Here is a 24,209-nt window from a genome sequence, read left to right as displayed (position 1 = left end):
CCCCGGGGTCCCCCCCAAAACCCGCATTTTCCGGCCCCCCCGCCCCGGGGGTGGGGGGGGCGCCCCTTTTTTAACCCCCGCGGCCCGCGGCCGGGGGGGGGGGGGGGGGCCCCCCCCCCCCCCCCCCCCGGCGCCGGCCCCGCCCCGACCACCTGCGGGCGAGTCGGCCGGTACAGATACCCGCCCAGCACCCCCTGAAAGAGGTCACCCGTGTCCACCCGTTCTCGCCTCCAGGCGGCTGACGAGGTCCCGCGGCCTGCCCGCTCGGCACCATCAGCCCACCCCGCCCGTGCCAGACGCTGCACCGAGGCACTCCGCGACATCGCCGAGGACTGCACGGTGGTCTCCGAGGACCTGCTGCTCAGCGCCTACGGCGCGGACACTCCGAACACCGAACTGCTTCAGCGCCTCGTCAGCCTCCGGGACCTGGTGGACGAGGCGATCGGAGTGGTCGTCGTCCGCCATCGAGCACAAGGCGAGCCGCTCGCCGACCTCGCGCCGATCGCCAGGCGCACCGAGGACCGGCTCCGCAAGAAGTACGACCCGCCCGCCGTCGACGAGGCTCTGGCCACACGCCGCCGGCCCAAGCCGGTCGCCCCGCCCACAACGCCGCAGCAGCTGCCGGCACGCCGACCCTGCGCCGCCCGGGCCAGCGACTGGCCTGCGCCCTCACCCGGATGCGCAACGGCTCCGGCATCCGCCAGCGAGAACTCGCCGAACAGATGGGCGTCCACGAGTCCTACGTCTCCCGCATGCTCTCCGGCCAGCGCGACCTGTCCTGGCGTCACGTCAGGATCATCTGCGACGTGTGCGGCACTGACCCCGAGCGGATGAAACCGCTGTGGGAAGCAGCCGCCGACGTCCAGCCCTCCAACGCCCACGACCCCGTCCAGTACCTACGCACCTACCTCCAGGGACTGCACTACGCGCTCGGCTCACCGGCCCCCGCCATCATCCTCGCCGCCGCCCAGCACACCATCAGCCCCGACGACCTCTACCACGCGCTGTACGGCCCCGGCGTCCCCGACTGGCCGGTGATCGACCGCCTCACCGTCGTCCTGCAGAGCCTGCCCCACATCACCCGCCCCCTGTGGCGCCGCGCCCAGGCCGCCGCCGAAAGCGACCCCACCGCCACCTTCAGCTGATCTGCCCGCCCTACTGCCGAGGGGGCCAAGGACCATGAAGCCCACGCCGCCCACCGCGTCCGTGCTCACCACAGCCTTCTACGCCTTCTACGACCTGCACCGCCCGGCCTACCACGCCTACGCCGCCGCCCGCCTCCCTCAAGAAGAAGCACGGCTCAGCGTCACCCAGCTCTTCGACCTCATCGCCAGCAACTGGACCCGGATCATGACCGAGCAATGCCCCTCCGCCTGGGCCTGGGAAGAACACACCCGAGCCGTCGCCCACCGCGCCGGCCGCACCCCTACCCCGGCCGAGGACACCGCGCTCCTCCACGACGACCTGAGCATGAGCATCGACCGCATCGCCACCATCACCGGCAGCGACCCCGCCCGAGTCACCGCGCTCCTCGCCGCCGCCCGCCGCACCCGCCAACCGGCCGACACCACAACCGGGCCCAGGGCCCCCAAGCCGCCCCGCACTGCCTGCCGCCACGCCCTCTGACGACGCACGCAGACCAGTGCGGCTGACGCAGCTGCCCGCGCCACCCGTGCAGAGCACAGGCGGCACAGGCACCCGCAGCCGTCAGCTGGCCTCGGCGCCCCGGCCGGCGCGGATGCGGTCGAGCAGGGTGTGGTGGTAGGCGGCCAGATCGCCGTCCGGGACCGGGGCGGGACTGCCGGTCAGGGTGTACCACTCGTCGGCGCCGGTGTACTGGACGGTGACGTGCGCGCTGTGTCCGTCGTCGCCGGGGGTGGTGCGGACGGTGAGGTCGCCGCTGATGACGCCGACGTCGTCGGTCATCACCCCGCCGGGCCCGGCCGGAACGTCGTCCTGATACCAGGCGGTGTCGGGGTGGTCGTTCATGCCTCGCACGTGTCCAGCATCTCGTCGAGCTTGTTCTTCTCCGGCTCGGTGATGTTGAGGTGGTACACGTACTTCACGTGGGTCCAGGCGCGGGAGTAGGTGCACCAGTAGGACCGCAGGGGCGGGGTCCACTGGTCGGGGGACTGGTCGCCCTTGGACCGGTTGGATGCCGCGGAGACGGCCACCAGCTGCGGGTCGGTGAGGTCGTTGGCGAACTTCCGGCGCAGTGCGGTGTCCCACTCGTCCGCGCCGGAACGCCACGCGTTGGCCAATGGGACGACGTGGTCGATGTCGAGCTGGCGGGCGGAGGTGAACTCCTTGCCGTCGTAGGGGCTGACCCAGGTGCCGGAGACGGCGCGGCACTGGTCGTCCTGGACGACGTCCTTACCGTCCCGCTGCAGGACGACTTCGCGGGTGTCGCAGGTGCCGTACTGGATGATCCAGTGCGGGAACTTCGCCCTCGAGTAGCCGGTCATCGGATGCGGGCCGGCGACGTTCAGCTCGCCGAGCTCCTTGCGGACGATCTCGGCGGGCGGCGGCTCGGGAAGGTCCCGCCGTGCAACGGAAGCGCCGGCCGCGTGCACGGTACCCGGTGTGGCGGCGGCGGGAGCAGCCGTGAGAGGGGCCAGCAGTACGGTGGCGGCTGCAGCCGCCAGGGCGAGCTTGGTACGGATCGAGCGCATGCGTCATCTCCGGTGACTGACAAGGGCATTCGCAGTCACGACAGATAGCGAGGCGTACAGCTGCCACGGCGGCGTGCCCGATGTGCGTCACCCGAACGGCGGCCGGTTATTCACCGCAGAAACGACCCAGCACGCCGTGCCTGCGTGGCGGATACCAAGTCGCGTCTGAGAAGCCATCCGCATTCCACTCAGCAGAGTTGCGGATCGAACAAGGGTTCCCGATCGGGTGATCGCGCCGGGGCCAGCGCATGAAGGCAGGACCTCCTGGTAGCTCGGGGATGCGAGTCAGCCCGAGCTTCCGGAGGCCCTGTTGTCGCAGTCTTGCGTGAGTGTGTCCGTCACGTCCAACTCCCGCGTGTCGCTGTGCGATTGCCTCGCGCACCGGTTCGGGAATGCGGCAGACCACCCAGACCGCATCCCGTGCTACGTCTCGGACATGACGGAGGCCGAGTGGCAGGAGATGCGCCGTTCGCTGCCGGTGCCGGCCTGGCTTCAGGGTCGGGGCGGGCGGCCGGAGGGATATTGCCACCGCATAATGCTCGACGCCGTGCGGTACGTCGTCGACAACGGGATCAAGTGGGCGAACCTGCCTGCGGACTTCCCGCCGTTCAAGCGGGTGCACGCCTTCGCCCGGCGCTGGCAGGTGACCGGTCTGCTCGGCGAGCTCCACGACCGGCTGCGTGACCGCGTGCGCGTCAGGGAAGGGCGCGAGGTGGATCCGAGTGCGGCGATCGTGGACTCGCAGTCGGTGCGGGCCGCGGCGAATATCCCCAGGTCAACGTCGGGATGGGATGGCGGGAAGAACGTGGCGGGCAGGAAGCGGCACGTGGTGGTGGACTGTCTCGGCCTTCTCCTGGCGGTGCTGGTGACCGCGGCGAGCGTGCAGGACCGCCACGCCGCGGTGCCGCTGCTCACCCGGCTGCGCGAGGAGTACTTCTCCATCCGCCTCGTCTGGGCGGACTCCGGCTACGCGGGCCGCCTGGCATGGATCTGGCTGAGGAAGCGGAAGCAGCCAGCATGACCAACCCGGGGTGGCGGTCGAACGCCAGGACTGGCCGCAGCCCGAGCACTGGTTCCGTGCTGCCGTCGCCGCCGGAGAGCCCGACGGCAGCGCCGCAGGCAACCTCGGCAACGTCGCCCAGCTCACCAACCGCCCGGCCGATACGGAACGCTGGTGGACCGAAGCAGCCGACAAGCACCATGCCCCCGCGCTGGTCTCGCTCGCCCACCCGGCACAGACACGGGGCGCCGAGAGACCGCGGAACACCTGCTGCGCCGCGCTCACGAGCAGCGGCACCCCTTCGCGTCCCAGATGATCCGGCACGCTGCCGTGAGCCGCGCGGGCTGGGCCAGGACGCCCCCTTGGGGCGAGGGGCTGGATCCGGCCATACAGCTGCATCATTTGGTCATTGGTGGAGGTCCGGCATGAAAGCGTCGTGTATCGGTCGTACCGTCCTGTCGCTGCCGTAACACCGGGAGCACACGGCTCCTTTGGCAGATGCGGTGGCAAGGGGGATCAACGCATTGTTCATCAACAGCAAGCGTGCTCTGGTCGCCGGGTTTGCAGCGTTGTCGGTTGTCGGCTCGGGCGCGGCCGTCGCGCAGGCGGCGCCCGCCAGCTACAGCCTGCGTGTCCAGCAGACCGTGCCCCGCGCGGCTGCGGCCATCCGGCAGGACACGGCCGTGGCCACGTGCAAGATCAACCAGATTGTCATCTCGCGGTACGGGGAGTGCGAGAGCACCACGATCACCGTCACAGCACTGAAGAACCGAGTGCCGGTCGGGACGGCGGTCTTCAGCGTCTACCACTCCATGCAGGTCAACCAGCTCAGCCGCTCGTGGTCGGAGAGCATCCAGTACAGCAAGGCGAAGATCGTAGGGGAGGCCGGGGGCATCGAGATGACCGCGGCCGCCACCGCCGTCGGTTCGGCGAAGGCGTCGCTGCGCTTTCCCGAGGGACACATCCTCGGCGCGCCGTTCACCGCGGGCGTGAAGTACAGCGACTCGGTCGGCCCCGGCAAGGTCAACCTGTCGCGCACCACGTACCGGTACACGTTCAGCAAGCCGGGCTACAGCACGGGTACGGTGGCGTACGAGTCCGCGTACTACCGCTGCGACGACACGTTCAAGGGCCAGTCCGCCGGTTGCGTCTTCCGCGACGCGCCCGGTGTGGTGAGCATGGTCGGCCTGACCTACATCGACGCCGGCATCCGTGCCCTGCGCGGGCGCGGTGGCCACTACGGTGACCCCAACGGGGGTTCGGTCCTGCACGCGCTTGCCGATGCGACGCAGGCGAGCAAGAACCGGACGGCCGTGTGCGGCAAGGCCCAGCCGACCCCGGCGGAGAAGGCCCAGGGCCGCACCTGGTGCGACGAGTACCCGTTCGCGGCCACCTACGAAGGCGGAACCTCCCTGCCGGCCAACCAGCGGGAGATCACCTTCACCACCCCCGCGGAACAGCGCAGCCAGGGCGGCCGTATCACCGCCTTCAAGAAGAAGTTCCGCATCCTCGACCGCGACCCGTTCTACGTGATCGCCTGACACCCCGCTACGGTCGGTGGCCCCGGGCACGTGCTGCCCGGGGCCACCGCCTTAGCGTGGTCATTGTCACGCACATCGCGAAGGGAGACACGTGAGCGTTCCCGAGCCGGTCGCAGCACGCCAGTTGGCCTTCCCCGCCGCCTACCTTCAGTACTGGGTCCAGTTCCCGCCCGCCGACGCCGACCAGCTGTGGCGGGATGACCTTGAGGAGTTCATCGAAGCCCACGCCGACGACCCGCTCGCCGCCACCGACGACGGGCAGTTCGTACTGGTCGGCTGCGGGACCCAGCACGGTGATGTCGCCATCACTGTCGAGTTCTTCACCGAGCCGCCCCCGCCACCCGACGGCGGCTGGCAGCTGACGGCGGACGTCGACGTCGTCATCGACCACACCCTGGTCCTGGCCAACCCCGACGACGACCGGGAGGACATCCCCGTGCCCTACCGCCACGGCCGGCCCACCCGGCACCGCCTGCGTGTGCTGTACGCCGACCGGCCCCAGGGCTCCTACGAGCACTACCGGCAGCAGGAAGACGACAAACTGGAAAGGAACATCATCCAGATCTGGCCCGCTTCGTAGAGGACAGTTCGCGCTCGTGGACGCCCGCCTGCCCACCGAGCCGGCGTCCGGGAACTGGCCGGCACCCTCCGGGGCGTCGCCAAGGCAGCCCTCGCCTGCCTGACCGACGCCCAGTCCCAGACGGCCTGGACCTCACGCAAGACCGCCGGCAGGCCTCGACGCCAGGTGCACGGCGGCGGGCACCGAATGTCCTCGACGCTCCCGCGTAGGTATGACGAGCCCGCCACGCTCGCGACTCCGTGGAGGCGCGCTCCTGTGCGCCCGGCCCCCGGGGCGTAGCGCGGTGGAGAGGTGGGGGAGTATCTGCTCACCTGCTGCTTGTTCTGTGAGAGGTTGTCATGAGTGTGTTGCGTCGCGCCGGTCCGCTGGTGGCGCTGTCCTGTCTTGCGCTGGCGGGGTGTTCGTCGTCCGGAACGCATGCCGGTGGGAGCGCGGTGGGGAAGAACGGGGCGTCGGCTGCGGGGTCGGTGGGGGGGGATCCCGGTGGGGGCGGGGCCGCAGAAGACGTACACGGTGCAGCAGCAGCCGCCCGCGGGCAGCTGCCACTACCGGTACGAGAAGGGCGAGCCGCTTCAGGACCTGAGGTGTACGCCGGGCGCCACCTCGCCGGCGGTGACGCAGGCGAACCTGGGCACGACGATCTGCCGCCAGGGTGGATACACGAAGGGGATCCGGCCGCCGGAGGCGGTCACCGGCAAGGAGAAGCGGCTGAACGCCGCCTCCTACGGTTACACCGGCAAGATGGGCGACGCCGAGTACGACCACCTGATCAGCCTCCAGCTCGGCGGGGACCCCAACGACGCCCGCAACCTGTGGGTGGAACCCGCCGACCCGGGCCACAAGACCGGCGCAGGGGTGAACAACTGCAAGGACCCGGTGGAGACCAAGCTGCACACCGCCGTATGCTTCGGCAAAGTCACACTCAAGGCAGCGCAGAACGCCATCGTCACCGACTGGACCACCGCACTGGACAAGCTCGGCCTGGCCGCAGAGTGCCGGGTTCCTGGCCCATGACGGCTGTGTCGTCCTGGCATCCGACTTGGAGGATCAGAAGGCGAGGGTGCGGGTGGAGGTGTGGGACTGCCTGCCGGACGTACCGTCGGCAGCGGGCTTCAGGAGCTTGGGTGAGCCGGGCAGCGCCTCCTTCGACTCCGAGCGGATCCAGTTGGTCAGCCCGATGGAGGAACCGCAGTCGCAGGAGCACGAACTCGCCGGCCCCGGCCCCTACCAGGTTCGCGTGTGGGTGGGTGCCCAGCAGGAGAACCTGTCAGAGGAGCTGGACACCTACCGGTTCTTCGAGCGGTTCGTGATCCAGCTGTGGGCATGAGGCCGGCGGCGGGGCGGCGTAGCGGTCGCTCCGCCGCCAGCGGCTACTTCACGTTGACGTAGAAGGCGTCACCGTCCAGGATCCGGTCGTCGTTGTACCACCCGGAAAGCATCGAGCCCGCCTTCTGGTTGTCGGTACGATCCAGCGCCCGCGCGGAGAAGTTCCCGCCGGCCTTGTAGGCGCCTTCGCTCGTGCTGCTGAAGGGGTATTCGTCGCAGTCCTTGTTCTGCGCCGAGTAGTTCGGCCACACCTTCTTGCAGACCGCCTTCGCGGTGTCGCGGTTCTGGTCCCGCCGCTTGGTGGCGTAGAAGATCCGGTGCAGCGGTTGGGACGAGAGCGCACCCGGGACCTTCTTGCCGGCCACCTTGGGCACGGTCACCCCGGGACGGCGGGCACGCGGCAGCCGGGGACCGGCGCAGCGCCGACCAGGCCCTGACCGCATCCCGCATAGCAGCAGGCGGCCTTCGCCGTCGTAGACGGCGCCCTGCGCCAGAGCCGCCTGACGCACTTCTGACGTCGTGGTGACGGGCACTTCCTGCCACATTCCCAACGTGACAGACACCCACCGCCCGATACCACCGTCGGCATGAACGAGGGAACAACGCGCAGGAGCCCGCCGACATCTCTCTCTTCGACGGGCGCTGCGCACGGTTCCGGGTCGATCAGCCGGTCACTTCGACCCACATGTTGACGGCGCCGCCGCCCATGCCGCAGTTGAGGACGGAGGCCCATTCCTGACCGTTTTGGCGGCCACCCTCGGTGCCGGTGTAGGGGCCGCGCACGCCGTCGACGTTGGCGCAGTAGCCGTGGACTCGCCAGCGACCGTTGTCGGAGTCGCACCAGCCGATGCCGGCGCCGTCGCTGCGATTGTACGCGTGGCAGTTGGACGCGGCGCTGGCGCTGGGCGCCGCGAACAGCATGGCACCGGCAGCGATGACCATGGCGCTCGATGCGAGACCGAAGGAACGTATGCGGGACATGGTTGTCTCCGTGTTTATTGGGGGGTGGACTTGTGATCGGAATCCGGTCTTCCGTCAAAGGAACGGACTCCACGCGAACTCACCACTGAACTCGTATGCGAACAGCGGCGGCTTGATCATACTCGTGATCGCGATCAAGCTATCCGATTTTCGAACGGCCGTGAACTGTCGTTGCGCTTGCACACGGTTCGGTCAACTCCAGGGAAAGAGCTTTCGGATCCTTTCGGAATTCGGGATTCCCCTTAACGGCGTCCTTCCGAGGGCGCGGGAGACTCTGCGGCACGGTTCAGCCGCGAGCACCGGCTCTCACCAGACGGATCCGCCAGCTCTGCGTCCAGGTATCCGCGCCACCGTTCGCGGCCCGGCTCGCCCGAGGCCCGGACGGGCGTCCATGAAAAGGTGCGCGACCCCGAAGGGCTGCTGGTCGGCACGCTACGCGCCAAGTGCGCACCGAGGCGCGGTTACTGGCGCGTTCGGCCCGCACCGACCGCCGCGCGATGCACACCAGCTGCGCAGCTACGCTGATCGGGGCAGTCAACAGTGAGCAAGACCGGGGGAAACCGTGAACCGACCGCTGCTGTTCCTCGACGTGGACGGGCCCCTCAACCCTTATGCGGCCAAGCCGGAAAAGCGTCCCGACGGCTATACCACACTCAAAGTTCCCCGGGACGACGCCCATGAGGATGACAGGCTCCTCTGGTCTCGGCGGCGCCCCCTGCAGGTCTGGCTCAATCCAAAGCATGGACGACTCCTGCTCCGGCTCGGTTTCGAGCTGTGCTGGGCCACCACGTGGATGGACGACGCCAACCGGTGGATCGCACCGGTGCTCGGCCTTCCGAAACTTCCCTTCGTCGACTTCGGCGATGTCTTGCTCCAAGAACGCCCCGATGGAGTCCACTGGAAGACCGGCCCGCTGGTGAACTACGCAGGCGGCCGTCCTTTCGCCTGGGTGGACGACGAGCAGAGTGAGCTGGATCAGACGTACGTGACCGCTCACCATCGAGGACCCGGGCTACTGCACCACGTCAACCCTCGGGTCGGCCTACGGGAGAACGACTGCCACACGCTCGCCGCTTCGCCCGGTCCCTGGACTCACAGGCCTTGAGGGTGATCAGCTCGCGGACGGCGAGGTAGAGCACCTGCACCTTCAGCGCGGCCGGCTCCGAGGGGAAGTGTCCACGGCACCGTGTGATCTTGAGAAGCCGCACGTTGATCGACTCGATCAGGTTCGTCGAATCCCGTCGCCCACGGGCGCAGACCGCCTTGCTCTCCCAGCCGAGCCCGACCCCGGCCATCGCCTCCGAGTACGTGATGGTCTCCTGGCCAAGGAACGTCTGCGTCTTCCCCTGGCGCCCGAGCAGCCGTTCACCGCCGCGTTCGGCGAGACCAGCAGGGTCGGCAAGGACTGCACGATCTCGGTCCAGTCGTCTGGCCTGCGACAAGTGGATAGAGGGCGGCCTGGCGGCGAAGGACGGCAGCCTCGCGAAGCAGCGCGCACGGAAGCCGCTGCGTTGTCCGTCGAGAGAGCCAGGAGGGGCCCGAGTACTGGCCTCGAACGGTTTGCCCGGTGCTCCAGGCGCCGCTCGTGGTCGGCAGGGAGTCCCGTTGGCCGCAGCCCTGCGCTGGTGCACGCAGGGCTGCGCGGTGGGCTGTCAGAATTCCTGGAGCCGGGCGCTCTGAGCGCCCCCGTAGTAGGCGTAGACACCGTTGATGGTGGCCCAGTACCCGGCCTGGACGACATAGGTGCCCTGCGACGGATCGCCCCACCAGTCGGGTGCGTAGACGTCTTGCGTGGTGCTGCGCGACCATCCGACACACTTGAGGTCGTAGGCCTGGGACGTGCTGCCATCAGGGTTGACGCGTTCCACCTGGGCACAGACGTCTATCGGGATGCCGTTGGGGTTCTGGACGTAGATCTCGCCGCCGATCTGGTCGGAGCCTTCAAATACTTGGCCGATGGAACACGGCTTGAGTAGAACTCCGCCGGGTTCGGAGGCGTAGCCACTGAGCCGGCAACCTCCAGGGCTGACGTTCGCCTGCGCGGCCTGGCCCGTGGCAATTCCGGCCGCCAGCAGTGCTCCGGTGAATGCGACTGCGGTCGCAACACGTGCCCTGTTCCTGGTAGTAGTGCGCTGCTTCATGGATGTCCCCCCATCCTCACCCGTGCCCGGGATCGAACCGGGCCCCGGAATGCGATCTTGGCAGTTGATCGTACCGGCGATGGTGGGCTCGAGGACAGGCTTCACGAACATCACGGCCTGCGTACTGCCCCAACCCGACCCGGCCGTGCTGGGCACCCGCCGGGCGACCGCGCGGGGCGCCGACTGACCAGCGCAGGCATTGGGCGTCCCCGAGCGCGGGCGGAGGGGAATTGAGCAGGGAGAACGGCGGCACATCAGGCGACGGCGCAAGCTCCGCTTGAACCAGGCCCTGCTCGGCAGATCCCGCGGTGGACTGACGAGCAAGATTCATCTCGCTGCAGGCCGCAAGTGCCGTCCGTTGTCCCTCGTGCTGACCGCAGGACAGGCCGCCGACAGCCCGCAGTTCGTCCCCGTGCTGCAGAAGGTGCGCATCCGTCTTCCCGTCGGCCGGCCCCGGACCCGGCCCGACGCCGTCGCCGCGGACAAGGTCTATTCCTCCCGTGCTAACCGGTCCTGTCTGCGGAAACGCAACATCAAGGCAGTCATCCCAGAGAAGAAGGACCAGGCCGCCAACCGGAAGAAGAAGGGCAGCCGGGGTGGCCGCCCCACGCGCCACGACGCCGATCTATACAAAGAACGGAACACCGTCGTGCGACTGATCAACAAGCTGAAGGCCTGGCGGGGCATCGCGACCCGCTACGACAAGACACCCGACAGCTACCTTGCCGGCCTCCACCTCCGTGCCTCGATGATCTGGATCAACGACCTCCTGAAGACAAATGGTTGATCACAACATCACACAGGCCCTAGCTGGGCGGCGCCCAAACGTCCGGGCCGGCTTCCCGCCACTCCACCCAGGCCGCACTGGCCACGTCCTCGGGCTCGACATTGTCGGAGCCGGCCTGGCGTAGGAACTCAACGATGTCGAGCAGCGTGTATGCCATGCCCAGGAACCGGCTGCCGACGCGGACCCGCCTGCCGCCGTCCTCGGCCGGCGGGTAGACGACGACCTGTGGCGTCTCGGTCACCTCTTCAGGGTGCGGCGCGGGCCGGGAGCGCGCATGCGGGACGCCGCGGCCGTTCATAGGCTGGTGGTGCTCGGGGCCATCACGGAGGTCTACCGATGCCCCGAACCATATGGGCAGGCGCCATCAGCTTCGGCCTGGTCACCGTTCCCGTAAACGTCCAGAGCGCGACCGAAGATCACAGCATCCGGTTCCATCAGTACCACCTTCAGGACATGGGCCGGGTCCGCTACCGCAAGGTGTGCGATCTGGAGGGCCGTGAGGTCGACCAGTCCGAGATCGGCAAGGGCTACGAGCTGACTCGGGACCAGGTCATCCCGATCACGGACGAGGACCTGAGCAACCTCCCGCTGCCGACGGCGAAGGCCATAGAGATCGATGCCTTCGTGCCGCTGGAGGACATCGACCCGATCCGCATGGGCGCCGGGTACTACCTCGCCGCCGGCGGGCAGGTCGCCGCGAAGCCGTACACGCTCCTGGTCGAAGCGCTGCGCCGCTCCAGCAGGGTGGCCATTGCTAAGTACGCCTGGTCCGGCCGGGAGAGGCTGGGCATGCTCCGGGTCCGCGGCGACGCCCTGGTCCTGCAGGAGCTGCTGTGGCCGGACGAGATCCGCGACCCCACCGAGCTGCTCCCGCCGCCGGTGGAGGTGTCGGAGGAGGAGATCGAGGGCGCGCTCGCGCTGATGGACACCCTGACGGTCGACGCGCTGGAAGGCGAGGAGTTCACCGACCGCTACACCGAGGCGGTAGCCCAGCTCATCGAGGCCAAGCGCGAGGAGCAGCCGCTGCCCGCGGCGCCGGAACCGGAGGAGCCGGCCCAGGTCCTGGATCTGATGGCGGCGCTGAACGCCTCCGTGCAACAGGCCAGGGCATCCCGGGGCGAGAAGGCAGGCCCGGCTGAGGTGCACGAGCTGCCCAAGCCGACGAAGAAGGCGGCCGCGAAGAAGCAGCCGGCCAAGACCGCGGCGAAGAAGACGGCCGCGAAGAAGACGACGGGCCGCCGCCCGCGCAGCGCCTGACCCCGCTGACGCTGGTCGAGGATGCCGAGGGCGGTGTCCGGCCGGCAGTGGGGGCATGCGGGTACTTGGCGCCGCAGTGCGTCCACGGCCTGGTCCCGGGTCGCGGGGCGGCATCGCCCGTTCTGGGCGGCCGCCCAGCAGCCGCCGGTGTGCACGGCGTCGACGTTGCTGCGGTTGAGCCCGTACTGGCTCAGCCACTCCGGCTGCGGCGGCCGGCGCTCCTTGCCCTGCTGCCGCTCGTGCTCCCGGCGTTCTTCGTCGGCGATCCACCGGTCGATCAGAGCCAGCTGCCGGGCGGTCTGCTGCTCGACGACCCGGCGCGCGAACCGCAGCATGTCCAGACGCGAGGTCGGCTGCTTCACCTGCCCGCTCCTCATGTGCTGTGCCGTGTGTCCGCTTGCCCAAGAATTCGAACAAGTGCTCCAATCCTCAGTATGCACCGTGTAGAGCACCTCACCGACACCCAGGAACGCGTCCTGCGCTGCATCCGGCAGGCCATCGCCGACCGCGGCGAGGCGCCGACGGTACGGGAGATCGGGGAGGCGCTCGGCATGCGCAGCGCCAGCGTCCACTACCAGCTGGTCGAGCTGGAGACGAAGCGCGCGATCGTCCGCGAGCGGGGCCGGGCGAGAGGGATCCGGCTCGCATGAGCAGTCCGGGCCGCTACCACCTGCTGCTGGCGACCGTCGAGCGGCCGGTGCAGCACGGCTGGTGGAGACGCGAAGACCTCGCCCGCGACAAGTTCCGCGACTGGGTCGGCCAGTACGGGGATGCCCTGCCCGGCGCCCGCGTGACCCTGTCGGACGAGGACAGCGGCGCCGTCCTGGACGCCTGGCCCGACCCTCGCTAGGCCCGGCGCTCTTTCCGCTGCCCGCGGCGGCCAGGACCCAGCGGTTCAGCCGCCAAGTGTCCGTGCGCCGCGTACGCACAGACGTCAGGACCGCTTCCGCCCCCGTCCCCGGGTCAGCCAGGCATCCGAGTGTAGACATCCCCGCAAGGTGGGGGTTCTCCTGGAGGCACACCCCGTCCGCGTCGCTGACTGGGGGCGCCGTGTACGACACCCACGTGGCAGTGCATCCGACCGGACCCGGCAGCTGCCGGGTGACCGTGGCCGGGGAGCTCGACGTGGTCAGCGCCCCAGAGGTACGGGAAGTCCTGCGAGCCGCCGTATGCGACCACGACCGCGTCGACCTGGACGCGGGCCAGGTCACGTTCTGTGATTGCACCGGCCTGGCCGCCCTGATCGCCGCCTCCCGCGCGGCCAAGGACCACGGCACCCAGCTGCGGCTGTGCGCGGTCCCGCACCCGCTCGCCCGGCTGCTGCGGCTCACCCGCGCCGGCAGCGCCTTCACCATCGAGCCGCCGGACGTACGGTGAAGACATGGACATGGCCCCACCGCGCCGGTGCCGGGCGGCCACCAGGGACGTCATGACGTGACCTCGGTCAGCCCCGACGGCGGGAGGCCGGGTCGTCGCGGCAACGTGCGCGGCGAGCCTGCTTCTGGGACCGCGGTCGTGGCTGTGCGCGACGCCCGTCGCGCACAGCCGTTCTCCTACTCCTCTGTGGTGGGTTCTTCAGCCTCGGTCTCCTCGGCCGCGGGAGTTGCCGGTTCTTCGGTTCCAGCCTCCTCGGCCGCGGGGGTCGCGGGTTCTTCAGCCTCGGCCTCCTCGGCTTCGGCGGGTGCGGGTTCTCCTGCTCCCGTCTCCGCCGCCTCGGGGGTCGGCTCCTCGCCCTCCGCAGGGCCGGCCTCAGTCGTGGCCGGTGTCTCTTCGGGGGTGGTCTCCGCCTCTGTTCCTTCGGCCGCAGTGGGCTCCTGCTCGCTCACATGCTCACCGCCTTCCCGTACTTGCAGGCAGGAAGAGGCTCAGGTACCGCCTGGTCGGGCGATCGTCATGATGCGGAATCCATTACCCATGGTGTCACCGAACAGCATGGTCTGAGGCTTGTCGCGAGGTCCAGGAATACTCCGAAGTGCCGTAGACCGCTGTGCTCAACCCCGACGGCGGGCGGCGGGGTCAGACGCGGCGACGTGCGCGGCGACCGCGTCGACGCCAGCGCGGGCGTACCGTTTCAGGGAGCGGACGGAGGCGTGGCGGGAGCGGGCCAGCAGCACCGGCGTGGACGTGCCGCGCTCGCAGGCGGTCGTGTCCGGCGTAGTGCATCAGCAGCCGGTCGGGCGGCGCAGGGAGTGCTTTCCCGGCGTGCCTGGGGGAGCCGTTTTCGGTGAGCCACCACCTCAGCCAGCCGTAGACGGCCGCCGGGTACAGCGGCACCAGGGCCGGGACGCTCTGCTCGGCGGTGACTTCGAACTGGTAGCCGCGGTGTACAGGGCCGTGCTCGGTCAGGACGGCTACCAGGCATCGCTCCGGCTCGAACGCCGATGTGATCAGGCATCCGGGCAGGCGCCACATGAGCTGGTCCACGTCCAGGCTGGCCGGGCCGAGAGCCCGCATCATGACCACCGACGCGTCCTGCGCGGCCAGGATGCCGTGATCAAGCACTCCAAGGCGCTCCACGGTCGTCTGGCACGCCTCCGCCCGGAGGTAAGTCAGCCGGGTCCAGACATCCGGCTCGGCGACACCGGCGAAGGGGTCTGCGAACGTGCCAGCGGGATGGGTGGTGAGGGTGTCTCGCAGGGACGCCGTCCGGTCCGGGAGCCGAGTCGGCCGTGATCTCGACCGTGCAGTGCGGCCCGTACGGGAAGCGGGGCTCCGGCGGCTCGTACGGGGACGATGTCATGGCAGGCAGCATGGCACTCAACTCAAGTGCCTGTTTTCGATCCCGGTTTTGAGCGGCGCGATGTTCTTCGCCGTCCTAGACGCCGCCCAGATCGAGCGTTCGTGAAACCGTGCCGTTTGGGGTGTTCCCACCAGAACGCTCAGGGCCGCCACCGACGGTGCGGGCTGTCGATAGCGAGGCTGGGGCCAGCAGCCGATGGGTCCGTTGCGGTCCGGCGTCTCGGGTTTCGCGTCGAAGGGGTGGGCGGTCACGTCCGCGCGGACGGCCAGCACGTAGTCGATTCCGCGGGCCGGACGACAAAGAGTTCGGCCTGGAGCGCTTCACCGACCTCATCATTCGCCACCACGCCGACAATCTGCCCGTCCCGGAGACTCCGCGCCGTCTGGTCAACGCCGTCCTGGACTACCACGGCGGCCACCTCAAGGACGACGCCACCGTCCTGCTGTGCGAGTGGTTCGGCCCCCCGGCCCGCCCCGGCCGCTACGAGGAGGCCGCCCGCCTAGCCGGACTGCCCGAGCCGGCCACAATCACCAACCCGACACCAGACGGTCCGGACGGGAACGCAGGATCATGAGTACCGACTCCCAGCTGACCTTGCTGGACACCCGCGGCCCGCTCCCCGTGGCCATGCTGGCCGGCGAACTCGACTACCACAGCGCCACCGACCTCTACCCGCACGTCACCCAGCTCCTGAACAGACACTCCCAGCTCGTCCTGGACCTCTCACAGGTCACCTTCTGCGACTCCTCGGGCCTGAACCTGCTCCTGCGGCTCCACGGCCGCGCGGCCGCGGCCGCCGGCTGGCTGGCCGTGGCCGTACCGCCACCACAGGCCCTGCGCCTGATGAACCTGACCGGCGCCGACCAGGTGCTCGACCTCCACAGCAACGTCGCGGAAGCCCTCGCCGCCCACCTCGACGGAACCGCGGAATAGACCACCTGAGCTCTGGGCGCTGAAGTGGGGTTCACCCCGGCGGATAGCAGGGGCCATGGCGCCGCACCGAACGCGCCATCGCAGACGGTCAGGCCGCCCCTGCGGGGGCAGGACGGGCCCGGTGCCAGGCGGACGCTCGCTGACCGGCTGAGTGGACGCGCGACCCGCTCGCCGCCTTGGAACCGCGTCGGTATGAGATGCAGCAGGCAGGGCACCGGGACCGGTAAGACCTCTGTTGGAGGGCTGGGCGAAGGGGCCGACGTGTAGGAGAGCGGATGAGTCGACTGGCCCGGCTGGATGCCTATCAGCGACGGCACCGATGGGCGGGCCTGCCGCTGGCCGTGGCGTACAAGTTCTTCGACGACCAGGCCACCTACCTCGCCGCGCTGCTGGCCTACTACGCGTTCCTCTCGCTGTTCCCGCTGCTGCTGATCCTGGTCGCCGTGCTCAGCGCCGTCCTGCACGGCAACCACGGGCTGCAGCAGTCCGTGCTGCACTCCGCCCTGAGCGAGTTTCCGGTGATCGGTGACCAGATCGGGAACAACATCCACTCCTTCCACGGCAGCGGCATCGCGCTCGCCGTGGGTATCGCCGGCTGCCTGTACGGCGCGCTCGGCATCTCCCAGGCGGCGCAGCACGCTCTGAACAAGATCTTCGCTGTCCCGCGTCATGCTCGCCCCGACCCACTGCACTCACGGCTGGAGGGGCTGAAGTTCCTCGCCCTGCTGCCTTTCGGCCTGGCGGTGACCGTCGCGTTGTCGACTGCCGAGTCAGCGGCCAGCGTGTTCGGAGCACGTCTGGCTGTCGGGGTCCGCGTGGTTGCGGCACTCGCGGCCATCATCGTCAACGCTGCCCTGCTGCTCTTCAGTTTCCGGCTCCTGGCCAGGCGGCGGCTTCCGCTGCGCCTGCTGTCCCCCACGGCCCTGGGGGGCGCCTGTGCCTGGCAGGTGCTGCAGTGGGGCGGCTCGTACTACGTCAGCCATGTCCTGAAGGGCACCACGGCGACCTACGGGATGTTCGGCATCGTGCTCGGCCTGCTGGCCTGGCTCTATCTCGGAGCGGTGGTGTATCTGGTGACGGCGGAGATCTGCGCGGTGCGCTGCATGCGGTTGTGGCCCCGCAGTCTGCTGAGCCCCTTCACCGAACGGGTCCAGCTCACCCCCGGCGACCAGCGCGCCTACCGGTCGTACGCGACGACGGAGTCCTTCAAAGGCTTCGAGAAGATCACCGTGCGCTTCACACCGCCCACCCCTGGGAACGACGACAAGCCGGATCCACCCCAACCGACGTGCGTCGGCTAAAGACTGCGAGTGTGCCGCCTCTGGGTGCTCTCAGAGGAGAACGCACGCCTGCCCTCGCCGATTCGGGGCCCGGCAGCCCCACAATTCCATTCGCGGAGAGCCGATTGTCAACGGCTGTCCATGTCGTCCTTGGCAAGCCTGCACCCTCGACCTCACCAGCCACTGGGCACCTTCGGCCGGAGCGCCGGCCCTCCCCGGCGCCGTAGCCGCCCCAGCAATGGGTGACGTACCCCGCCGCCTGCTCGGGCAGGCCCGGTTGAAGAACTCCTCGGCGCCGACCTGGACGACGTCCGCCGCGGCGTGCTGCGCGAGCAACTCCAGCATCGGTCTGGCGAGACGCTGGACTGCACCGACCCGGCCGCCCTCATGCACCCCACTACCCTGCCGGGGTCAGTTCCTCGTCACGACCCGTCTCTTTCGGCAGGTGGAACGGGATGGTCGTGATGACGATCTTCGGGAGCGGTCGCAGGGCGTGCCGCAGTCGCGGTGCCGTCTGGTTGTGGAGGATGCGCTGCCACCAGTGGCGCACCACGATTTCGGGGAGGATCACGGTCAGTGTGAGAGCGGGGCGCTGGTGGTGCAGGGACTCGATGTAGCTGGCCAGCGGGGCGACGATCGCGCGGTGGGGTGAGACGACGACTTCGAGCGGGAGGTGGTCGCCCCAGGTCGCCCAGTAGCCGCCGAACCGTTCGGCCTCGTCCTGCGTCGGGCTGAGGTGCAGGGCCAGGACGGGTTGTCCGAGGGAGGCCGCGTACGCCAGGGCCCGCATGCTCGCCAGGTCGAGTGCGGCGATGGGCACGATGGCCAGGTGGTTGACCTCTTCCGGGCATTCCTCGCTCGTCTTCCTCACCTTCCTCTGCCTCGGTGTCCGCTGCCGCAGAGGCCGTGGCCGTGGTCCTTGGGAATCCGGAACCAGCCGTCGACTGCCTCGGTAGCTCGATGGCGTGGGGATGCAGGGCGAGGGCCTTGGCGCAGAGGTCGTAGTGGCGGCGGATCCGCAGGGGCAGCAGGACGAGGAGTCCGATCACGAGGACGGCGACCCATGCGCCTTCGGTGAACTTGGTGATGCCGGCGGTGATGAAGACGATGGCGGACAGCAGGCCGCCGGTGGCGTTGAAGACCAGGCTCTTGCGCCAGTGGGCCTGATCTCGGTGACGCAGCCAGTGCACGACCATGCCGGCCTGGGACAGGGTGAAGGCCAGGAACACGCCGACGGCGTATAGAGGGATCAGGAACTGGGTGTTGCCGCCGAACGCGGCGAAGATCGCGATCGCGGCCAGGGCGAGGACGATGATCCCGTTGCTGAAGGCGAGTCGGTCGCCGATACGCAGGAATAGGTGCGGTGCATGGCCGCTGCGGGCCAGCAGGAAGAGCACGCGGGGGAAGTCGTTGAAGGCGGTGTTGGCGGCCAGCAGGAGGATGGCGGCCGTGGCCGCCTGTACGTAGCCGTACATGAACCCCGGGCCGAAGGTGTGGCGGGCGAGCTGGGAGAGCAGGGTCTCGTTGCCGTGTGGCACCACCCCGTCGAGGTGGACCAGTGCGATCGTGCTGCCGAACAGGACGATCAGCAGGGTGACCATCCAGGTCAGCGTCGTACGGGCGTTGCGCCATTCTTCCGGCTGGAAGGCCGGTACGGCGTTGGAGATCGCCTCGATGCCGGTCATCGCCGTGGATCCGGAGGAGAAGGCCCGCAGGACCAGCAGCAGGGTGACCCCTTCCGTGACCGGCAGCCGGGGCGGCGGTGCGGGTTGGAAACCGCGGCCGGCTGCATCGGCCAGGCCGACAACCAGGAGTGCGAGGACCGCGACGATGAACGCATATGTGGGTACGGCGAAGACGGCGCCCGCCTGGCGAACTCCGCGGAGATTGCCCACCAGCAGAACCGCGATCACCGCCACGCCGATCGCTACCGCGCTCGGGGCGAGTGCGGGCAGGGCTGAGGTGATCGCCTGAACCCCGGAGGCGATCGACACGGCGACGGTCAGGATGTAGTCGATCACCAGACCGGCAGCGGCGACCACGCCCGGTACCCGCCCGAGGTTGTCGCTGGCCACGATGTACGAGCCGCCGCGCAGCCGCGGGCGCTGGCCGCGGTGTACCGGGCGCTGCGCAAGTCCTACGAGGACTCCAGCAACGAACCCGGGGCCGCGGACTTCTACTACGGCGAGATGGAGATGCGCCGGGCCGATCCCCGCACCGCGCCGGCCGAACGCGGCCTGCTGACGGCGTACTGGGCCATATCCGGCTACGGCCTACGCGCCACCCGCGCCCCGGGGCTGGCTGCTGCTCGCCATGGGCCTCACCGTGTTGGTCATGATGCTGTGGGGACTGCCGCAGCGCGACACGCCCTCGCTCAGCACCGGCACCCTCACCAGGCACCGCATCACCATGGCCACCGACAGCCCCGACCCCGAGAACCCCACTGGCCGCCCGGCGACCGCCTGACGAGCGCACGCTTCGAGAAGTGCGCGTCGTCGTCAACTCCGTGATCTTCCGCTCCTCCGGCCAGGACCTCACCACCACCGGCACCTACACCGAAATGACCTCCCGGCTCACCGAACCGGTCCTCCTCGGCCTGGCTGCCCTCGCCGTCCGCGGCCGCATCAAACGCTAGCGCCGTAGCCAAGGCAGCCCGGACAGCCCCCACCCGCAGACGACGGCCGCACACAGGATTGAGCGATACAAGACGCCACGTCTCCGGGCAGTCGGATGACTGCGTGCGGGAGCGGGGAGGACATGCGCTCGTACATGGCTACCTTGCCTTCGAGCGGAACACCCCCGCGGACGCGAGGGTGTTCCGTGTGCCGCAAACGCGCCTGCTTCCGGGTCAAGGTCCTCCCCGCCGACGTGGGGTGTTCCGTGTGCCCGTCGCGTCCTCCCCGCCGGGGCGGGGGCCAGTCGTCCTGCGTTCGGATCCAGTTGGCTACGCCCACCGCATGCCGATGGCGGACAGCTGCTCCACTCGCTCCGGGGGCAGCGTCGCGGCTCTGCTGCGTTGGTTGCTGATCCACGCACCAAGCCGGAGCGCCCGCTCCTCCTGGTCCTCGCCGCTGCCGCCGTCTCCGTTGCCGCCGATGACGATCCGTTCGACGTGCTTCCTCGGCACCCTCAGATGCCCCTCGCGCTCGTAGAACTGGCGGGCGGCGGCGTAGTTCATGGCCCATTTGGCGGCCTGAGTGCGGCGCGGCTTCGGTTTCTCGTCCTCGCCGGCGGGCTCGATCCCGAGGATGTGTTCGCACAACCATTGCTGGGCGCCTGTGAGTTTGTCCCAGCCGAGCCGGACCGATCGCACCCACCGTCCCAGGTCCTCGCCCTGGTGCACGATGTCGCCCGGCGTCGTGGGCAGCTCGCCGCCGGCCTCCAGGTGCTGCCGGACCAGATGGAAGGCGCGTTGCCACTCCACCGGCCAGGCCGGGCACCATGAGGGGTCGATGTCCTCCAGCTGCTCGCGCCGCTCCTGCGACAGCGTGCTGGCCGACGACCCCACCGGCAGTCCCTGGGCACGCCGCTGCTCGATCTCCTGTGCCTTGCGGGCGGCGGCGCGGGCGTTCTTCAGCCAAATGCCCACCTTGTAGCCCTGGTGGGTGGCGTGCAGCGGCGCGAGCAGGTGCCCGTTCGCCTCGGCCCATCCACGCGCGGCGGCCAGGCCCTCTTCCCATGCGACGTCGAAGTGCGACCACACCATGCCCAGCTTCTCCAGCTGCTCGATGCGGTCGGTATCCATGTCCCCGCGGACGTGGAAGCGGCGGGCGTCGGCGATCCATTGCCCGAGCGGGAAGTTGGCGAGGGAGGCGGGCCATCCCTCGGCTTCCACCGCCTGGTCGTCACCGCCGGGCACCCGGTACGTGAACGGGACCTTGAGGTCGCCGTGCTCGCGGGCGTAGATGACGGCGGCTTCGATGCCGCGTCGCCAGTGGGCGTGTTCGGGGTTGAGGACGCGGAGGTTGATGAACGCTGCCAGCTGCGCTGGGTCGCGGGGGGTGGAGAATTTCAGCAGTTCCCGGGCCTGTACCGACACCCCCGTCTGCGCCGTGGCATCGTCCTTGCCCTCCACGCCTTCCTCGTTCTCAGCCCCGGAGCGGGTTTGTACGCCTCGTACGCGGCTTCGTGCCTGTGGTTCGGCGAGCGCTTCCACGACGCGGGCGTCGTGGGCACGCAGGGCTTCCAAAAGCTTGGCCAACCCCCCGTACGCCCGCGAGGTGAGCATGTTGTCGACTGTCTCGCCGGGCCCGAGCAGGACGGGCACCACGAGCGAGGCGACCTTGCCCTCACCGGGGCGGATGCGCAGCGCCCGGCCGACGGCTTGGACGAGGTCGGGCATGGAGCCGCGTACGTCGGCGAAGTACACGGAGTCGCAGTGGGAGGTGTCGATGCCTTCGCCGAGTACGCGAACGGAGCCGAGGAACGTCTTCTCCACGACCGTGCCGTCAGTAGCGATCCCTTTGGAGAATTCGTCCAGGACGCGGCGTCGGTGGAGCGGTTTGTGTTCGCCGCACAGCCAGTCGGCCCACACCGTGCGCGGATACAGCGCAGGATCGGCCCTGTGCAGCTGCTGGGCGACGTCTGTGAGGCCGGCCGCGAACGCCTCGGCCTCCTTCACCTGGTGGTGGAAGACGAGCGTTCTGCCAAAGCCTTCCTCGGCCGACGCCTTGACCAGCGCCGTCTGCAGGGCGGCGAGCCGTGCCCCGCGGACCTCGTCCGTGCGGCCCTCCACGCCCAGCAGCTGGGCCGCCTGGAGCTGAGTGTCGGTGATGTCCAGGCACACCACCTGGTAGGGCGCACAGATGCCCCGGTCGATCGCCTCGGACAGGGTGAGCGTGTGACACCTGCTGCCGAACGGACCGGCCGGGTCGTCCTCCATCGAGGCGACCAGCTCGCCCGGCGCGCCCGGCGCACCCTCGGCGTCCTCGTCCAGTTGCCACACCCTCGGGGTGGCGGTCATGTACAGGCGGCGCAGGGCGGGGATGCGGGTGTTGTCGTGGACGACCGCCCATGGCTTCCCGATCCGTCCAGAGGTGCGGTGCGCCTCGTCCACGACGATCAGGTCCCAGCCCGGCAAGCCCGCAGTGTGGGCGCGCTCGAGGGTGCCGAGCCCGAGGGAGGCGTAGGTGGCGAACACGGTGACCTTGTCCAACGGCCGCACCCAGGCGACCAGCTCATCGACGTCCGTGGTGTTGGGGAAGCCCGCCTGGTCTCCGCGCAGCGAGGAGACTCCGATCATCGGCCCCGTACGCCCGCCCTCGCGCCAGGCGGCCTCGGTCTGCGCGAGCAGGTCCAGCGAGGGCACGAGCACCAGAACCCGACCCGCCTGCAGCTCCTGCGCGCTGCGCACGGCGACGAGGGTCTTGCCCGATCCGGTCGCCATGATCACCTGAGTCCGCAGTCCCCGCTCCGGTACAGTAGATCTTGCAGGCAATTCGAGCGCGCGGAGCACGGCGTCCACGGCTTCTCGCTGATGAGGACGAAGCTCCTTCAAAACCATTTCGTCTACCTTCTCCTGCGAGCCGGAACGACAGCACCCACACACTGGACGACGTGCAACCAGCTTTCGCACAGCGAACGTTGGCACACAGCACACCCATCGTGACACCGGCCCACACTCCCGCCCCAGGACACAGTGACCTATCTTCGCGAGGGCCACACATCCCATAACCGGGGAAGCCATCTAAGTCCAGAGTCTATCTCACTCAATAAATGAAGCAAACATCCCGCAGAATTGACACGGAAGTCGTGGGTACTGGGCACACCCGACTACCTGATCGCGGCCCCACCCTGGCCGGGGAGAGTCATGACGCAGAAGACTGACGACAACGAAAGCAACCGGTTCTGCACGGCGTGCGGCACGCCCGCCGAGGACGGGAAACTGTGCAACGACTGCGGTGCCGTCCTGGACCTCCCTGACAGTGCAGGGCTGGTCGATGACCAAGGTGCAGCCATACGGCGCGACTTCGAAGAGCGTGCTCAGCAAAAACGAAGGTGAGAGGTACATCAGGCGCTCTGGGGTACACGGCTGCGCATGGCACCGAAGAGTGAACGCATCGAGTTCCTGCGGGCCGTGCGGCAGCTGCACCGCGTCCGCTCCTTCTACACCGTGGGCGTCCTGCTGTGGGCGGGATCTGCTGCCTGGACCGGCTGGCAGGCACCCGGAAGCCGGCAGATGTGGGTGTCCATCCTCCTCCTGGCCGTCTTCACCGCCCTCCTCGTCACCGCCGGCCTGTCCCTGCGACGTCTCGCAGTCCCATCGACAGGCCGGCCCGCGCATCACGCCGCCCCACACAAGACGGCACGCACCCGCCACGCCCACGCATGAGGAGCCGTCAGCGCGCCTGAATGAACCGGGCCAGGACACGGCAGGGCGGGCATGCGACTCTCTCAAGGCGCTACCCATGTCTGTGGGGGCGGTGGCCGGGCATACGGGCTTCACCCTTCGAGAGGAGTCCTGTCATGCTCGGCATAGTCGCGGCAGTGCTGTTCTTCATCGCGTTCTTTCTCAACGCGGCCGAGATCAGCACCAATCACGCGTTCTCGTCAGTCAACGTCATGCTCCTGGGACTGACCGCACTGGCCCTGCACGTTGCGGGGATCGGCAGCACCTGGTCCCGTAGGCGCTGACTCGGCGTCAAGCCCCAGAACCGCAGGGACCACCACACTCCCCGCCCTTGCTGCTACTCGGGCCGCAGGCCCGTTGGCCCGCCCCGCGCAGCGGGGCCGGCCTCTGGCGCGTAGCGCCACTCGGTGACCGGAGCGCAGCGAAGGGCACCGCAGGGGGCGCAGCCCCCACCGCTCCGGGAGCGCAGCGAACGGAGCATCACCCGCCTTGCGCAGCAAGACGGGTGCGCTGACCGCGCAGCGGTCAGCCAGCGCTCCCGCGGAGCGGGAGCGCAACACCCGCGCGCAGCGCGGGTGTTCGCTTGCTTCGGGCGCAGCCCGAAGGGACCCGCTCCGCGGGG

At 69.2% G+C, this 24,209-nt stretch carries 30 protein-coding genes and 3 pseudogenes; 21 read left to right on the top strand and 12 right to left on the bottom strand.

The annotated features are described in order from the left end of the window. The first annotated feature begins 677 nt into the window (after positions 1-677). Together ACZ60X_RS43495 and ACZ60X_RS43490 are read left to right on the top strand one after the other, a co-directional pair. A complete protein-coding gene (locus ACZ60X_RS43495) occupies positions 678-1,145 on the top strand; it encodes a helix-turn-helix domain-containing protein (RefSeq protein ID WP_469611312.1) in 468 nt (155 codons plus the stop codon). Positions 1,146-1,179: 34 nt separating this feature from the next. Continuing rightward, the gene (locus ACZ60X_RS43490; RefSeq protein WP_469611310.1) at positions 1,180-1,626 is read left to right on the top strand and encodes a hypothetical protein; all 447 of its coding nucleotides are present in this window, start codon (positions 1,180-1,182) and stop codon (positions 1,624-1,626) included. An 81-nt stretch (positions 1,627-1,707) separates the two neighbouring features. On the opposite strand, the gene ACZ60X_RS43485 is transcribed toward ACZ60X_RS43490, so the two are convergent. Together ACZ60X_RS43485 and ACZ60X_RS43480 are read right to left on the bottom strand one after the other, a co-directional pair. Beyond that, a complete protein-coding gene (locus ACZ60X_RS43485) occupies positions 1,708-1,989 on the bottom strand; it encodes a hypothetical protein (RefSeq protein WP_469611308.1) in 282 nt (93 codons plus the stop codon). Beyond that, positions 1,986-2,672: a GmrSD restriction endonuclease domain-containing protein gene (locus ACZ60X_RS43480; RefSeq protein ID WP_469611306.1), complete on the bottom strand. Its 687-nt coding sequence runs from the start codon at positions 2,670-2,672 to the stop codon at positions 1,986-1,988. Before ACZ60X_RS43480 ends, ACZ60X_RS43485 begins: the two co-directional genes overlap by 4 nt. A gap of 436 nt (positions 2,673-3,108) precedes the next feature. Between ACZ60X_RS43480 and ACZ60X_RS43475 the strand changes: the two genes are divergently transcribed. The 6 genes from ACZ60X_RS43475 to ACZ60X_RS43450 all read left to right on the top strand — a co-directional run bounded on the left by ACZ60X_RS43475 (position 3,109) and on the right by ACZ60X_RS43450 (position 7,120). Beyond that, a complete protein-coding gene (locus ACZ60X_RS43475; protein WP_469611304.1) occupies positions 3,109-3,693 on the top strand; it encodes an IS5 family transposase in 585 nt (194 codons plus the stop codon). Between the two features lie 10 nt (positions 3,694-3,703). Continuing rightward, positions 3,704-3,988: a hypothetical protein gene (locus tag ACZ60X_RS43470; protein WP_469611302.1), complete on the top strand. Its 285-nt coding sequence runs from the start codon at positions 3,704-3,706 to the stop codon at positions 3,986-3,988. A 208-nt stretch (positions 3,989-4,196) separates the two neighbouring features. Further along, the gene (locus ACZ60X_RS43465; RefSeq protein ID WP_469611300.1) at positions 4,197-5,213 is read left to right on the top strand and encodes a NucA/NucB deoxyribonuclease domain-containing protein; all 1,017 of its coding nucleotides are present in this window, start codon (positions 4,197-4,199) and stop codon (positions 5,211-5,213) included. 91 nt (positions 5,214-5,304) lie between these two features. Continuing rightward, a complete protein-coding gene (locus tag ACZ60X_RS43460; RefSeq protein WP_469611298.1) occupies positions 5,305-5,793 on the top strand; it encodes a hypothetical protein in 489 nt (162 codons plus the stop codon). A 483-nt stretch (positions 5,794-6,276) separates the two neighbouring features. Then, positions 6,277-6,807, top strand: a complete 531-nt coding sequence (locus ACZ60X_RS43455; RefSeq protein ID WP_469611296.1) for a hypothetical protein — start codon at positions 6,277-6,279, stop codon at positions 6,805-6,807. A gap of 25 nt (positions 6,808-6,832) precedes the next feature. Further along, positions 6,833-7,120, top strand: a complete 288-nt coding sequence (locus ACZ60X_RS43450) for a hypothetical protein (protein WP_469611294.1) — start codon at positions 6,833-6,835, stop codon at positions 7,118-7,120. A gap of 43 nt (positions 7,121-7,163) precedes the next feature. Here ACZ60X_RS43450 and ACZ60X_RS43445 read toward each other — a convergent pair whose 3' ends face one another. Together ACZ60X_RS43445 and ACZ60X_RS43440 are read right to left on the bottom strand one after the other, a co-directional pair. Continuing rightward, positions 7,164-7,499, bottom strand: a complete 336-nt coding sequence (locus tag ACZ60X_RS43445; protein WP_469611292.1) for a NucA/NucB deoxyribonuclease domain-containing protein — start codon at positions 7,497-7,499, stop codon at positions 7,164-7,166. Positions 7,500-7,782: 283 nt separating this feature from the next. Further along, the gene (locus ACZ60X_RS43440) at positions 7,783-8,100 is read right to left on the bottom strand and encodes a hypothetical protein (RefSeq protein WP_469611290.1); all 318 of its coding nucleotides are present in this window, start codon (positions 8,098-8,100) and stop codon (positions 7,783-7,785) included. 562 nt (positions 8,101-8,662) lie between these two features. Between ACZ60X_RS43440 and ACZ60X_RS43435 the strand changes: the two genes are divergently transcribed. Next, a complete protein-coding gene (locus ACZ60X_RS43435) occupies positions 8,663-9,205 on the top strand; it encodes a hypothetical protein (protein ID WP_469611288.1) in 543 nt (180 codons plus the stop codon). Here the strand turns inward: ACZ60X_RS43435 and ACZ60X_RS43430 are convergent. Together ACZ60X_RS43430 and ACZ60X_RS43425 are read right to left on the bottom strand one after the other, a co-directional pair. Then, positions 9,198-9,335 (bottom strand): annotated as a pseudogene (locus ACZ60X_RS43430) (transposase); the annotation flags it as partial. The gene ACZ60X_RS43435 and the pseudogene ACZ60X_RS43430 sit on opposite strands and share 8 nt — an antisense overlap. A 417-nt stretch (positions 9,336-9,752) precedes the next feature. Next, positions 9,753-10,352 (bottom strand): hypothetical protein, encoded by a 600-nt coding sequence (locus ACZ60X_RS43425; RefSeq protein ID WP_469611286.1) that lies wholly within the window; start codon positions 10,350-10,352, stop codon positions 9,753-9,755. A 124-nt stretch (positions 10,353-10,476) separates the two neighbouring features. Here ACZ60X_RS43425 and ACZ60X_RS43420 point away from each other — a divergent pair. After that, positions 10,477-11,028, top strand: a pseudogene (locus tag ACZ60X_RS43420) (IS5 family transposase); the annotation flags it as partial. Positions 11,029-11,047: 19 nt separating this feature from the next. Here ACZ60X_RS43420 and ACZ60X_RS43415 read toward each other — a convergent pair. Continuing rightward, positions 11,048-11,269, bottom strand: coding sequence for a hypothetical protein (locus ACZ60X_RS43415; RefSeq protein WP_469611284.1), 222 nt, complete (start codon positions 11,267-11,269; stop codon positions 11,048-11,050). Between the two features lie 95 nt (positions 11,270-11,364). Between ACZ60X_RS43415 and ku the strand changes: the two genes are divergently transcribed. Beyond that, positions 11,365-12,285 carry a non-homologous end joining protein Ku gene (gene ku / locus ACZ60X_RS43410; protein WP_469611282.1) on the top strand — a complete coding sequence of 307 codons (921 nt, stop codon included), beginning with the start codon at positions 11,365-11,367 and terminating at the stop codon, positions 12,283-12,285. 35 nt (positions 12,286-12,320) lie between these two features. On the opposite strand, the pseudogene ACZ60X_RS43405 reads toward ku, so the two are convergent. After that, positions 12,321-12,620: pseudogene (locus ACZ60X_RS43405) on the bottom strand (DUF6233 domain-containing protein); the annotation flags it as partial. A 99-nt stretch (positions 12,621-12,719) separates the two neighbouring features. Here ACZ60X_RS43405 and ACZ60X_RS43400 point away from each other — a divergent pair. The 3 genes from ACZ60X_RS43400 to ACZ60X_RS43390 all read left to right on the top strand — a co-directional run bounded on the left by ACZ60X_RS43400 (position 12,720) and on the right by ACZ60X_RS43390 (position 13,662). Then, positions 12,720-12,935 carry a LexA family protein gene (locus tag ACZ60X_RS43400; protein WP_469611280.1) on the top strand — a complete coding sequence of 72 codons (216 nt, stop codon included), beginning with the start codon at positions 12,720-12,722 and terminating at the stop codon, positions 12,933-12,935. Then, positions 12,932-13,135, top strand: a complete 204-nt coding sequence (locus ACZ60X_RS43395) for a hypothetical protein (protein WP_469611278.1) — start codon at positions 12,932-12,934, stop codon at positions 13,133-13,135. The genes ACZ60X_RS43400 and ACZ60X_RS43395 overlap by 4 nt, the downstream gene beginning before the upstream one ends. Before the next feature lie 215 nt (positions 13,136-13,350). Beyond that, entirely contained in the window at positions 13,351-13,662 is a 312-nt protein-coding gene (locus ACZ60X_RS43390) for an STAS domain-containing protein (RefSeq protein WP_469611276.1), read from the top strand. Positions 13,663-13,838: 176 nt separating this feature from the next. Here the strand turns inward: ACZ60X_RS43390 and ACZ60X_RS43385 are convergent, their stop codons facing one another. Then, entirely contained in the window at positions 13,839-14,111 is a 273-nt protein-coding gene (locus ACZ60X_RS43385; protein ID WP_469611274.1) for a hypothetical protein, read from the bottom strand. Between the two features lie 190 nt (positions 14,112-14,301). After that, a complete protein-coding gene (locus ACZ60X_RS43380; protein WP_469611272.1) occupies positions 14,302-14,787 on the bottom strand; it encodes a hypothetical protein in 486 nt (161 codons plus the stop codon). Between the two features lie 808 nt (positions 14,788-15,595). On the opposite strand from ACZ60X_RS43380, the gene ACZ60X_RS43375 reads away from it, so the two are divergent. Further along, positions 15,596-15,958, top strand: coding sequence for an STAS domain-containing protein (locus ACZ60X_RS43375; protein ID WP_469611270.1), 363 nt, complete (start codon positions 15,596-15,598; stop codon positions 15,956-15,958). A 275-nt stretch (positions 15,959-16,233) separates the two neighbouring features. Then, the gene (locus tag ACZ60X_RS43370; RefSeq protein ID WP_469611268.1) at positions 16,234-17,259 is read left to right on the top strand and encodes a YihY/virulence factor BrkB family protein; all 1,026 of its coding nucleotides are present in this window, start codon (positions 16,234-16,236) and stop codon (positions 17,257-17,259) included. A gap of 401 nt (positions 17,260-17,660) precedes the next feature. Here ACZ60X_RS43370 and ACZ60X_RS43365 read toward each other — a convergent pair whose 3' ends face one another. Further along, entirely contained in the window at positions 17,661-19,313 is a 1,653-nt protein-coding gene (locus tag ACZ60X_RS43365) for an APC family permease (protein ID WP_469611266.1), read from the bottom strand. A 259-nt stretch (positions 19,314-19,572) separates the two neighbouring features. Between ACZ60X_RS43365 and ACZ60X_RS43360 the strand changes: the two genes are divergently transcribed. Further along, positions 19,573-19,704 carry a hypothetical protein gene (locus tag ACZ60X_RS43360; protein WP_469611264.1) on the top strand — a complete coding sequence of 44 codons (132 nt, stop codon included), beginning with the start codon at positions 19,573-19,575 and terminating at the stop codon, positions 19,702-19,704. Positions 19,705-19,723: 19 nt separating this feature from the next. Next, positions 19,724-19,873 (top strand): hypothetical protein, encoded by a 150-nt coding sequence (locus tag ACZ60X_RS43355; protein WP_469611262.1) that lies wholly within the window; start codon positions 19,724-19,726, stop codon positions 19,871-19,873. 309 nt (positions 19,874-20,182) lie between these two features. On the opposite strand, the gene ACZ60X_RS43350 is transcribed toward ACZ60X_RS43355, so the two are convergent. Continuing rightward, complete coding sequence (locus ACZ60X_RS43350) at positions 20,183-22,741, bottom strand: helicase associated domain-containing protein (RefSeq protein ID WP_469611260.1); 2,559 nt, start codon at positions 22,739-22,741, stop codon at positions 20,183-20,185. Positions 22,742-23,047: 306 nt separating this feature from the next. Here ACZ60X_RS43350 and ACZ60X_RS43345 point away from each other — a divergent pair, with 306 nt between their 5' ends. The 3 genes from ACZ60X_RS43345 (at position 23,048) to ACZ60X_RS43335 (ending at position 23,871) form a co-directional block, all read left to right on the top strand. Further along, positions 23,048-23,239, top strand: coding sequence for a hypothetical protein (locus ACZ60X_RS43345; RefSeq protein WP_469611258.1), 192 nt, complete (start codon positions 23,048-23,050; stop codon positions 23,237-23,239). Between the two features lie 36 nt (positions 23,240-23,275). Continuing rightward, positions 23,276-23,569: a hypothetical protein gene (locus ACZ60X_RS43340; RefSeq protein WP_469611256.1), complete on the top strand. Its 294-nt coding sequence runs from the start codon at positions 23,276-23,278 to the stop codon at positions 23,567-23,569. A gap of 134 nt (positions 23,570-23,703) precedes the next feature. Beyond that, positions 23,704-23,871, top strand: a complete 168-nt coding sequence (locus ACZ60X_RS43335) for a hypothetical protein (protein WP_468783832.1) — start codon at positions 23,704-23,706, stop codon at positions 23,869-23,871. Positions 23,872-24,209: the final 338 nt, after the last annotated feature.

It is taken from the genome of Streptomyces sp. NPDC104106 (genome assembly GCF_055584345.1).
Note: the sequence above shows the minus strand (reverse complement) of the source record. Positions and strands in the feature narration are given on the sequence as shown.